The sequence below is a fragment of the Sorangium sp. So ce327 genome (genome assembly GCF_051530205.1).
Classification (GTDB): domain Bacteria; phylum Myxococcota_A; class Polyangia; order Polyangiales; family Polyangiaceae; genus Sorangium; species Sorangium cellulosum_B.
The window spans coordinates 1-12162 of the sequence record NZ_CP150330.1 but is presented as its reverse complement, the minus strand read 5'-3'; the positions used below and the strand labels follow the sequence as shown (position 1 = coordinate 12162).

6 protein-coding genes are annotated in these 12162 nt (G+C 73.5%); 3 read left to right on the top strand and 3 right to left on the bottom strand.

What is annotated here, in order from left to right:
• Positions 1-31: 31 nt before the first annotated feature.
• Positions 32-2479 (bottom strand): HAD family hydrolase, encoded by a 2448-nt coding sequence (locus tag WME95_RS00030; protein ID WP_437906375.1) that lies wholly within the window; start codon positions 2477-2479, stop codon positions 32-34.
• Between the two features lies 1 nt (position 2480).
• A complete protein-coding gene (locus WME95_RS00025) occupies positions 2481-3743 on the bottom strand; it encodes an aspartate aminotransferase family protein (RefSeq protein ID WP_437906374.1) in 1263 nt (420 codons plus the stop codon).
• A gap of 293 nt (positions 3744-4036) precedes the next feature.
• Between WME95_RS00025 and grpE the strand changes: the two genes are divergently transcribed.
• The 3 genes from grpE (at position 4037) to WME95_RS00010 (ending at position 10709) form a co-directional block, all read left to right on the top strand.
• Entirely contained in the window at positions 4037-4621 is a 585-nt protein-coding gene (grpE, locus tag WME95_RS00020; protein ID WP_437548398.1) for a nucleotide exchange factor GrpE, read from the top strand.
• A 187-nt stretch (positions 4622-4808) separates the two neighbouring features.
• A complete protein-coding gene (gene dnaK / locus WME95_RS00015) occupies positions 4809-6671 on the top strand; it encodes a molecular chaperone DnaK (RefSeq protein ID WP_012232637.1) in 1863 nt (620 codons plus the stop codon).
• Between the two features lie 120 nt (positions 6672-6791).
• Positions 6792-10709, top strand: coding sequence for a serine/threonine-protein kinase (locus tag WME95_RS00010; protein WP_437906373.1), 3918 nt, complete (start codon positions 6792-6794; stop codon positions 10707-10709).
• Positions 10710-10746: 37 nt separating this feature from the next.
• Here the strand turns inward: WME95_RS00010 and dnaA are convergent, their stop codons facing one another.
• Positions 10747-12162: a chromosomal replication initiator protein DnaA gene (dnaA, locus tag WME95_RS00005; RefSeq protein WP_437906372.1), complete on the bottom strand. Its 1416-nt coding sequence runs from the start codon at positions 12160-12162 to the stop codon at positions 10747-10749.

The following is a 12162-nucleotide window of genomic DNA, read 5'->3' as shown; positions in this document are numbered from 1 at the left end:
GGAGCCCCGCGCCGGCGACCGCGCCCGGCGCTCAGCTCTTCGCGTCGAGCGCGCGGGCGTGGACGACGGCCATGACGCCGCCGAGCAGCGAGGCGATGGGCGCGTAGGCCGGCGGGAGCACGAACGCGGCGATGACCGCGGCGCCGACGAGCGCCGGGGCGACGCTGAGCGCGAGCCCGACGCGCGCCTCGAGGCGCGTGCGGTGCGCGAGCGCGAGGGAGAGCGCGGCGTCGCGGACGTCGTCCGACGCGAGGACCGTGGAGAAATCGGCGGGCGCCGAGCCGGCGGCGCCGAGCGCCACGGAGACGTCCGCGGCGCCGAGCGCGGCGTCGTCGACGCCCGCGTGGCCGAGGACGGCGACGCTCGTGCCCGCGTCGATCAGGCGACGCACCTCCGTGCCGCGATCCGCGGGGAGGACCTCGGGGCGGATGTGATCGATGTCGAGCGAGCGGCCGATCGCCTCGCACGTCTCGCGCGCGTCGCCCGACATCAGCACGGGCTCGATCTGCGCGTCGAGCAGGTGCTGGATGGCGGCCCGCGCCCCGGGGCGCAGCCCGTCCTGCAGACCGATGATGCCGACGAGGCGAGCGCCGACAGCGACGAGGACCACCGTGCGCCCCAGCGCCTCGAGCTCGGCGACGCGGCTCTCGGCCGCGGCGATCGAGATCCGCTGCTCGAGCATGAGCGCGCGGTTGCCGACGCAGAGGTCCTCGCCGGACGAGGTGACGGCCGTCACGCCGAGGCCGGGGTGGAAGTTGGGGTTGCGCACGCCGTCGGGCCGCAAGCCGCGGGCGCGCGCGGCGCGGACGATCGCCGTCGCGACGGGGTGCTCCTCGGTGCGCTCCGCCCCGGCCGCGAGCGCGAGCACGTCGCTCGGCTTGAGCTTCTGGCCGGTCGCCTCCAGCTCCGCGAGCTCGGGCTCGCCGAGCAGCAGCGTGCCGCGGGCGCAGAACACGGCGACCGAGGTCTTCCCTGCGCGATCCCAGGCGTCGGCGCTCTTGTAGACGATGCCCCGGCGGAGCCCGAGCAAGATGCCCCGCGCGACGTGCACCGAGGCGATGGACGCCGTGATCGCCGTGGACAGCGCGGCGAGCACGGCCGCCGCGGTCATCGCGATCTCGACCGGAGCGCGCCCGGCGACGAAGGCGGAGAGCGCGCCGATCGCCGCGGCGCCGATCGCCCAGCGCTCGGTCAGGGCGCGGGAGGCCTGGGCGATGGGCGCGAGGGCGTCCGCGCGCCGGCGGGCGTCGAGCAGGACGCGCGCGACCGCGCGATCGCCGCCGGAGAAGGTGCACGCGCCGACGAGGCGACCCCGGACCACGGTGGCCCCGGCGACGACCGGGTCGCCGTCGCGGCGGCGGGTCGGCGTGGTCGCGCCGATCCAGGGGAGCACCTCGACGTCGCCGCCCGTGACGATGAGGTCGACGGGGACGATCTCCCCCGCGTCGACCTGGACGCTCTCGCCCGGTCGCAGCTCGTAGAGCTCATCCCCGGCGCCCTCGACAGGACCGCCGTCGCCGCCGCGCTGAGGGGCGCGGTCGGCGGGCGCCGAGCCCTGCGCCCACGCGCCAGGCGGCCGGCGCGCGGGGGTCGAGAGCACGGATCCGATCCACGCCCGCTCCGCGAACACGCGATGTCGGGCGCTCTCGATGAGCCACGCGCTGATCGCGCTGGCGGTGGCGATCACGCCGGCGAGCGACGCGGCCTCGGCCGCGAGGGCGCGGTCCTGACCGAAGAGGGCCCAGACGGCGGCGACGAGCCCGCCAAGGACGGGGGCGAGCATCGGCGCAGGGTGCGGATCCGTGGCGTCGCGCGCGGTCGTGGCGGCGCGGCCAAGGAGCATCCCGGCGCTCACCGTGGCGAGCACGATGCGCGCGCCGATGACGAGCTTCGCGTCCCCGGCGAGGGTGAGCGCGACGGCCAGCGTCCCCGCGATGATCGCGAGCACGAGCAGGAGCGCGCCGATGTCCCGCGCCTCGACCGCGTCGTAGCGCTGCGGCTCCTCGCTCAGGATGGTGTTCCCGATGGGCTCGAGCAGCGCGCGATCGTCGTCGAGGACGGGCAGATCGGGGAGCTTCTCGTCGAGCGACACGGGGGGGAACGCGTTCACGATCGGCGCGTCGAGATCGGCGACGCGCGCCGCGCCCTCGTCGGCGCTCGCCCGCGCGGGCTCCGCGCGCGGGGTGCGCGGGGTGGAGGCGTGGTGCCCGCCGGCGCCGGGCGGCGCGCCCGACGGGAGCCCCCGGGGAGGAGCGCCGGCGAAGGGCGCGCCCGGCGCCGCGAGGCCCGTAGGCCGGCCGTCCCCCGGCGCAGGCGGCGCTTCACCGAGGAAGGCGTGGCGGCACCGCGCGTTGCAGAAGTAATGGAAGCGCTGATCGAAGATCGCCACCTGACCCGCGCGCAGGGGATCGATCAGCTTGCTGCAGCCCGAGCACGGGACGGGTGCGACGGCGGGACCCGCGGCGCGCGAGGCGACCACCTCAACCTGCAGCCGGCGTCTCGGCGAGCGCGGCCTCGACCTCGGCCAGCGCCTCGTCGATCTGCGCCTCGCTCACGATCAGGGGCGGCGTGAACCGGAGCACGCTGCTGCCCGCGATCGTGAGCAGCACGCCCCGATCGCGCGCGCGGCCGAGGGCGGCCCGCGCGTCGACGGTCGGCGCGAGGATGAGCCCGCGGAGCAACCCGCGCCCGCGCTCGCCGAGGCACACGCCCGGCAGCCGCGCGGCGATCGCGGCGAGGCCGCGGCCGAGCTGCTCGCCGCGCTTCACGGCGGCCTCGCACAGCTTCTCTTCCTCGATGACCGCGAGCACCGTGCGCGCCGTGGCGGAGGCGAGCGCGTTGCCCCCGTAGGTCGAGCCGTGCGAGCCCGGGGGCAGCGCGCCGTTGAGCCGCTCCCGCAGCACCAGCGCGCCGACCGGGAACCCGCCGCCGAGCCCCTTCGCGAGCGCCGCGGCGTCGCCCTGGACGCCGTCGTACATCGCGCCGAGCCAGTGCCCCGTGCGCCCGATGCCTGTCTGCACCTCGTCGATGAGCAGCAGCGCGCCGTGCTCGTCGGCGATGCGCCGCAGCTCGGCGAGGAAGCCGGCCGGGGCCGGCAGCACGCCGCCCTCCCCTTGCACCGGCTCCACGAGGATCCCCGCGACGTCCGGGCCCATGGCCGCGCGCACCGCCGCCGCGTCTCCGTACGGCACGTGCGTGACGCCGTCGAGCGAAGGGCCGAAGCCCTCGCGGTACTTCGGCGTCCCGGTCAGCGCGACCGCGCCGAGGGTCCGGCCGTGAAACGCGTTGTCGAACGCGATGATCCGGTAGCGTCCCTCCTCGCCCCGGTTGAAGAAATGGCGGCGCGCGAGCTTGAGCATCGCCTCGTTCGCCTCCGCGCCCGAGTTGCAGAAGAAGGCGCGGTCGAAGCCGGTCTTCGCGCAGAGCTCCTCGGCGAGGCGGAGGTTCTCGGCGTTGAAGAAATAGTTGGAGACGTGCATCAGGCGACCCGCCTGCTCGGAGATGGTCGCCACGAGCCGCGGGTGAGCGTGCCCGAGCGAAGCCACTGCCACCCCCGCGCACATGTCAAGGTACCGGCGCCCCTCCGTGTCGAAGAGCTCGCAACCCCTGCCGCGGTCGAGGACGAACGGCGGCTGGCGGTAGTTGCCGAGCAGGTGCTTCTGCGCCGCGAGGAGCGGCGCGCTGGCCGGCGTCGAGGCGTTCGCCGGAGGAGGTTCGGCGGCGGGGCTTGTGGCGATGCTCATGGGGGGCGATCTAACGCCGGGCGGGGGGTCGGAGCAAACGCTCGATGCAGCGCCCGCAGCGGATCGTGGAGACCCGGGCAATCTGACCCGCCGGAGCGCGGCCGGAGCGCGGCCGGAGCGCCCGCGCGGCCCCCCGGCCGGAGCGCCCGCGCGCCGGCCCCCCCCACCCGCGGGCGTCCTGGGCCGGCGCGGCGGCGAGCGCCGGCGCGCTCGGACGGCGGCGCTCGCCTCCGGGCCGACCATGGGCCTGGCGATTGCCAGCGGATCGCGGCTGGTTATAGTGCCGCCGTCCTATGAGCGATTCGGAACAGAATGGGTCGAACCAGAACACGGGGGAGACGGCAGAGGCGCACGCGGAGCGCGCAGAGGCCGCGGAGCAGCAGGCCTCCACCCCCGAAGACAAGCTAGGCGAGGTGCAGGCCGAGGCCGCGCGGATGCGCGAGCAGCTGCTGCGCACCGCCGCGGATTTCGACAACTTCCGTAAGCGCTCCCGGCGCGAGGTCGAAGAGGCGCAGCGCCGCGGCCGCGAGTCGATCCTGAAGGATCTGCTCCCGGTCTTCGACAACCTCGAGCGCGCCGCCACCCACGCCGAGAGCGCGCCGGACGTGAAGTCGGTCGCCGAGGGCGTCCGGATCGTGACGAAGCAGTTCGTCGACACGCTGGAGCGCATGGGCATCAAGCGCATCGCCGCGGTCGGCAAGCCCTTCGATCCCAGCGTGCACGAGGCCATCCAGCAGCTCGACTCGACCGAGCACCCCGCCGGCGTCGTGATCGCGGAGGTCCAGCCGGGATACATGCTGGGCGATTACCTGATCCGCGCGGCCATGGTCGTCGTCTCGAAGGGCTCGCCCGTCGAGCCGGCGCCCGCGGCGAACTGAGCCTCCGCGCGGCGTCGCGCCGGCTCCCTCGGCGCACACCCCCGGCACGGTGCGCATCCTGGCGGTGATCCTGTCCGGGATCTGCCGTGCCCCGCTACCTCGCCGCACGATCTCCCCAAATATCGCGGGCGCCCAGGTCGTCTCCCCACCCGGAGAGCATCCAGGCCTGTAGTATCTTTCGCCGCATATGGGGAAGGTGATCGGCATCGATCTCGGGACGACGAACTCGTGCGTGGCTGTCGTCGAAGGGGCAGGCGTCGCCTCGGCCAACGATGTTCGGGTGATCCCGAACGCCGAGGGCGCGCGCACCACGCCGTCCGTGGTCGGCTTCCCCGCGAGCGGTGAGCGCCTGGTCGGACAGGTCGCGCGCCGCCAGGCGGTCACGAACCCGCAGAACACCATCTACGCGGTGAAGCGGCTGATGGGCCGCAAGTTCACCGCGCCCGAGGTCAGCAAGCAGATCAGCCTCGCCCCCTACAAGATCGTCGAGGCGCCGAACAGCGACGCGTGGGTCGAGGTCAAGGGGCGCAACTACTCGCCGCCCGAGATCTCCGCCGTGATCCTCGGCCAGATGAAGCAGGTCGCCGAGCGGTTCCTCGGCGAGCCCGTGACGGAGGCGGTGGTCACCGTCCCCGCCTACTTCGACGACGCGCAGCGGCAGGCGACGAAGGACGCAGGGCGGATCGCCGGGCTGGACGTGCGCCGGATCATCAACGAGCCGACCGCCGCGGCGCTCGCCTACGGCCTCGACAAGGTGAAGGCCGAGACGATCGCGGTCTACGATCTCGGCGGAGGCACGTTCGATATCTCGATCCTCGAGATCGCGAGCGGGGTCTTCAGCGTCAAGGCGACCGGCGGCGACACGCACCTCGGCGGCGAGGACTTCGACCAGCGGATCATCGACCTGCTCGCCGACGAGTTCGAGGGGAAGAGCCGCATCGATCTGCGCCGGGACCGGATGGCGCTGCAGCGGCTCAAGGAGGCGGCCGAGAAGGCGAAGCACGAGCTCTCGTCGTCGCTCGAGACCGAGATCAACATCCCCTTCATCGCCGTCGGCCCAGGCGGCGGGCCGCTCCACCTCGAGCGGACGATGCGGCGCAACGAGCTCGAGATGCTCTGCGAGGGCCTCATCCGGCGGACCATCGACGTCTGCCGCGCGACGCTCGGGGACGCCAAGCTCCCCGTCTCCGCGGTCAACACGGTGGTGCTCGTCGGCGGCATGACCCGGATGCCCGCGGTGCAGGCGGCGGTGCGCGAGTTCTTCGGCCGGGAGCCGAACAAGGGCGTGAACCCCGACGAGGTCGTCGCGGTCGGGGCCGCGCTGCAGGGCGCCGCGCTTTCCGGACAGGTGGACGAGGTGCTGCTCCTCGACGTGACGCCGCTGTCGCTCGGCGTCGAGACCGGCGGCGGCGTGAGCTTCAAGCTCATCCCGCGCAACACGACCATCCCCACCGAGCGGAGCGAGATCTTCACGACGAGCGTCGACAACCAGAGCTTCGTCCCCGTGCACGTGCTCCAGGGCGAGCGCGAGATGGCCGCGGACTGCCGGAGCCTCGCCCGCTTCGAGCTCACAGGCATCCCTCCCGCCCCGCGCGGGCTGCCGAAGATCCAGGTCACCTTCCGCATCGACGAGAACGGGATCGTCCGCGTCGAGGCGCGGGATCTCGGGACGGGGCGGGTGCAGGAGATCCGGGTGACCCCCACGAGCGGCCTCACGCCGGACGAGGTCGAGCGGCTCGTCTCGGAGGGCGAGCGGTTCAAGGAGACCGACGCGCTCCGGCGCGATCTCGCCGAGCTCCGCAACCAGGCCGAGACCCTCGTCTACACGACCGAGCAGGCCCTCGAAGGCTACGGCGATCTGCTCGACGCCGAGCTCCTCGGCGAGGTCCACGCCGAGTGCGCGGCGCTGCGGAAGCTGCTCGAGGCCGGCGGCGACCTCGACGCGCTCCGGGACGCGTACGCGCGTCTGGAGGGGGCGGCGTTCCGGATCGCGGAGTCGATGTATGGAGGGGACGATGACGCCGGCGCAAACAAGGCCGTCGAGACATGACGCGCGGCTAGGCGACGCGACCGGCGCGGCGGCGCCGGCGCGCGCGCCGATCGCGGGCCGTCCCTCCCGGAGCGCCGCGCGCGCCAAAGGCGCGACGCTGCGTGGGGCGCAGGCGGGGCGATGCTGAGCGAGACCTTCGGGCGGTATCGCTTGCTCGAGCGCCTGGGCGAGGGCGGCATGGCCGAGGTCTTCAAGGCCAAGAGCTTCGGCGTCGAGGGGTTCGAGAAGGTCCTCGTCATCAAGCGCATCCTCCCCAAGCTGGCCGAGCAGGGGCGCTTCGTGGACATGTTCGTGCACGAGGCCAAGCTCGCCGTGCGCCTCTCGCACGCGAACATCGTGCAGGTGTTCGACCTCGGCCGCATCGACCATCCGAACGGCGATCCGACCAGCTACTTCATCGCGATGGAGTACGTCCCCGGGCTCGACCTGGCGACGCTCCTCGCCCGCTGCCGGAGGGCGAAGAAGCCGATCCCCCTCGCCATGGCCGTCTTCATGACGGCCGAGATCGCGAAGGCGCTCGATCACGCGCACCGGCGGCGCGACGAGCAGTCGCGCCCCCTCGGCATCGTCCACCGCGACATCTCTCCGCAGAACATCCTGCTCTCCTGGGAGGGCGAGGTGAAGGTCACCGACTTCGGCATCGCGAAGGCGACGCAATCGATGACCGACGAGGAGGTCGGCGAGAACCGCGCAGGGAGGATCCGCGGGAAGCTCGCCTACATGAGCCCCGAGCAGTCGCGCGCCGGCGCGATCGACGGCAGGAGCGATCTCTTCTCGCTCGGCACGGTGCTCTACGAGATGCTCGCCGGGTCGAACCCGTTCGCGGCGCCGACGGCGTTCGAGATCATGCGGCGGCTGCAGGCGAGCGAGTATCCGCCGCTCGCGCTCGTGCGCCCCGACGTGCCCCGGTCGCTCGTCGACGTCGTGAGCACGATGCTCGCGAAGAACCCGGAGGATCGGTTCCCCGACGCCGGGCGGCTGCACGAGGCGCTCCTCGGCTTCTTCTACGCGACGGCCGAGCGGTTCGGGGCGAACGACCTCGCCGATTTCCTGGAGCCGTTCCACGAGGAGAAGAGCGCCGAGATCCAGGCGAGCGCCGTGCTCGAAGAGGAGCCGAACGGGGCCAACGAGCGCACGCCCGTCGAGGTGCCGCACACGACGAGCACGCGCAGCCGCTCGGCGTCGGGGCTCCTCCAGCTGCTCGAGAAGGCCGACAGCGGCCCGGCCGCGCGCGGGCTCGGCGAGCGGCGCGAGGTCACGGCGCTCGTGCTCATCTTCACGGGATCCGAGGACGACGCGGCGAGGCGCATGGCGCGGGCCCGCGACGTGCTGGCGCGCTACGGCGCGCTGCTGCTCGAGCAGGAGGCGTCGCAGCTGGTCGCCGTCTTCGGGCTCGGCGACGCCGACGGCCGCGACACGGAGGCCGCGGCGCGCGCCGCCCTCGTGATCCTGCGCTCGCGCGGCGGGGGCGCCGCGGTCTCCGCCGGCATCCACCTCGCCCGCATCCTCGTCGACAGCGCCGGCGCCCCGATCCGCGACGAGCGGCTCACCTCGCTCATCGCCTCCGCCCAGGCGCTCGCCCGCGCGACCGAGTCCCAGGTCGCCGTGTCGAACCTCACCGGGCGCGTCCTCCGCAACGCGTTCGCGACCGAGGAGCTGCCCGGCGCGGGCCGGACAGCGCCCGAGGGGGGGCGCGTCGTCACGTCCGCGCAGCCCCCGGACGGCGCGTACGGACGCTTCATCGGCCGCCGCGAAGAGCTCAAGCAGCTCGGCGACATCCTGGCCGACGCCACGAGGAAGCGCGCGCAGATCGTCGTCATCCAGGGCGAGCGCGGCATCGGCAAGACGCGGCTGCTCGCCGAGATGGAGCGGCGGCTCTCGAAGGGCGACTACAACGTCGGCGTCTACGTCGCCTCGTGCCCGCACAACGGCGCCGACGTCCCGTGGAGCGGCCTCACCGCGATGCTCCAGGTGCTCTGCGGCATCCAGGAGGGCGACGACGAGGAGCGCATCCGCGCGGTGCTGCCGCGGCTGCGGGCGCTCGGCCTGCGCGACGACGAGTCCGCGGCCGTGCTCGGTCAGCTCGGCGCGGCGCTCGCCGAGAGGCGCGCGCCGCAGGGGACGACCGCGATCCTGCGCACGGCGTTCCCGCGCATGGTGCAGAGCCTCTGCGAGGATCGCCTCCACTGCTTCGCGTGGGACGACGCGCAGGCGATGGACCAGCTCACCGCCGAGACGCTGCTCGCCACCGCGGGCCGCGCCGGCGGGCTCCGCGCCGTGCTGATGCTGGCGACGCGCAGCGACCCGCCGCCGCTGCTCGAGGCGCACCCCCACTTCTACCGGCTCAAGGTCGGGGAGCTCTCGGACAGCGACAGCGCGCGCCTCATGTCGGCGCGCATCGGCGCGAGCTTCCTGCCGCCCGACGTCGTCGCCTTCTGCCGCGAGCGCGCCGGCGGCCACCCGCTCTTCCTCGAGGAGCTCATCAGGGAGCTCCTCGACTCCGGCGCGCTCAGCGTCGTCAGCGGCGTCGTGAAGGCGCGGCTCGACGGCGCGTCGGCGGTGCCGCGCTCGCTGCGCACGCTCATCGCGACCCGGGTGCGGCGGCTCGATCCGAGCGACCGCGCCGTGCTCCAGGCGGCGGCCATCCTCGGCGATCCGGTGCCGACCGAGGTCCTCGCGGCGCTCCTCCAGCAGAAGCTCCCGGCCGTGAACCGCGTGATCTCCGGGCTCGCGACCCGCGACCTCTTGCGGCTCAAGGGCCCCGCGCAGGCGAGCTTCGCGTCGCCCATGCACGGGGAGATCGTCCTCGACGCGATCCCGCCGGAGCTCCGCCGGGAGCTGCACGCCGCGGCCGCGGCGGCGTACGTCGCCGTCGTCGGCGAGGACGGCGCCGAGCACGCCGAGCGCATCGGGCAGCACTTCTACCAGGCCGGCGATCGCGACCGCGCCGCCACGTTCTACGCGCGCGCGGCGCTGCACAAGATCCGCGCGAGCCAGCTCGATCCGGCGCTCCGGCTCATCTTCCAGGCGCTCGATCTCGGCGACCACGCCCACCGCTCGCCGGCGGAGCTCGCCGCGTGGCTCGGCGCGCTCGCCGACGTCGTCGTGCGCGTGCGCTCCGCGCCCGATCTCGCCGACGTCGCCGCACGCGCGCTGCGGCGCATCGACGAGGCCGGCACGCCGGAGCAGAAGCTCTCGGCCCGCGTCGACCTGGCGCGCGCCCTCGGCGCGGTGGATCTCTTCGCCGACGCGTACGCGAGGCTCGAGGAGGCCTACGCCCTCGCCGGCGATCGGGGGGACCTCCGCCGCAAGGCGCTCGCGTGCGAGACGGAGATCGGCGTCCGGAGCGGCGACTTCGCGCGCGCGGAGCGCGCCGTCGAGCAGCTCGAGGCGACGGGCGCGATCGACGATCCGAGGCTCTTGCTCGCGATCTCCCAGACGCGCGCGGCGACGGGCGACATCGAGGCGGCGCTCCGCGCCCTCGATCGGGCAGAGGCGCTCGGCGATCCGGGCGACCTCGCGGCGGCGAGCGAGCGCGAGAAGCAGCGCGTCCTCGTGCACGTGTTCCTGCGCGACTTCGACGCGGCGGTGAAGAGCTCCGCCCGCGCCGTCGACCTCGCCCGGTCCGCGGGCCTGCGCTTCGAGACCGCCGCCGCGCTGCACAACCTCGGCGACGCGAGCCGGCGGCTCGGCGATCTGCCGCGCGCCTACGCGTCGCTCACCGAGTCGAAGGAGCTCGCCGAGGAGAGCGGCCACGAGCGCCTCGCCTCCATCAACCGCGCGCACCTCGCCTACCTGGACGGGCTGAGCGGCGCGGTCGGCGCCGGCGAGCTCCTGCGCGAGCTCGCGCGCTACGCCGACGCGCGCTCCTACCGCACCGACGCCCTCGAGAGCCGGTACCTGCTCGGCGCGCTCTTGAAGCAGCGGGGCCTGGTCAAGGAGGCGCGGCGCGAGCTCGCCGAGGTGCTCGATCTCGCGTCCGCGTACGGCAACAAGCTCGTCGCGGACGACGCGCGCTCCGCGCTGTCCGAGCTCTGACCCCGCGCGCGCGTCTTCCGCGTCACGCGCGCGCGACTCACTCGTCGGCGAGCTTCTTCTCGAGCGCCTCGAGGTGGGCGCGGACCTGCGGATCCGAGTCGCGCTGCGCCTCGATCTTGCGGACGGCGCTCATCACCGTCGTGTGATCGCGGTTGCCGAAGGCCCGCCCGATCTCCGGGAAGCTGCACTTCAGCCGCTGCTTGCAGAGGTACATCGCGACGTGGCGCGCGAAGGCCACGCTCTTGTGGCGGTCCTTCGAGGTGAGGTCGATCGAGCGCAGGTGGAAGTGGTGGCACACCGCGCGCTGGATGTCCTCGACGCTCATCATCTGCGCGCGCGGCGGCGACGTGGCCGTGATCTCGGCGCGCGCGAACGGGAGGTCGACGGGGCGGCCCGTGAGCGAGCTCTTGGCCGCCAGCCGGATCAGCGTCCCCTCGAGCTCGCGGACGTTGGAGCGGACCATCTGCGCGAGGTAGAGCGCCACGTCGTCCGTGAGCGCGATGCCCTCGAGCGCCGCCTTGTTCCGCACGATCGCGACGCGCGTCTCGAGCTCCGGCACCTGGATGTCGGCGACGAGCCCCCAGGAGAACCGAGAGACGAGCCGCTCTTCCATGCGCTCGAGGTTCTGGGGGTACTTGTCGCTCGTCACCACGATCTGCCGGTCGAGCGTGTGGAGCGCGTTGAAGGTGTGGAAGAACTCCTCCTGCGTCTGCTCGCGCCCGGCCAGGAACTGGATGTCGTCGACCAGCAGCACGTCGCAGCTCGACCTGTACCGCGTGCGGAACTCGTCCATCCGGTGGTGCTGGATGGCCGTGATGAAGTCGTTCGTGAACTTCTCGGCCGAGACGTAGATGATCCGCGCGTCCGGCCTGCCCTCGAAGACGCGGTGCGCGATCGCGTGCATGAGGTGGGTCTTGCCGAGCCCCGTGCCGCCGCAGATGAAGAGCGGGTTGTAACGGCGTCCCCCGCCGCCCGCGGCCGCGATCGCGGCCGCGTGCGCCAGCTGGTTCGAGGGGCCCACGACGAAGCTCGCGAAGGTGTGCTTCGGGTTGAGGTCGTCAGGCATCGACGGGACGCGCCGGAGCGTCGGCTCGGGGCGGGGCGCCGGCACCGGCGCCGCGCTCGACGGACGCACGACGAGCGCCCGTGGACGCACCGGGGTGAGCTCCACGCGCTGCGCAATGGGCGCGACGAGGTTCTGATCCACCGTCCACGCGACCTGGACCGACCAGCCGGTGAGCTCTCGGATCTTGTCCGTGAGCGCTGGCAGGAAATTGTCCCTGACCCACTCGAGGACGAACTCGTTCTGGACACGCAGCGTCAGGACGCCGTCGGTCAGATCATCGAACTGAACTCCCCCGAACCACTGATCGAAAGTGGCCGGGGAAAGCGCCCGCGTATGCTCGATCGCCCGATCGAAGACCTCGCGCGGCTCGTGTTTCGGAATCGTCAT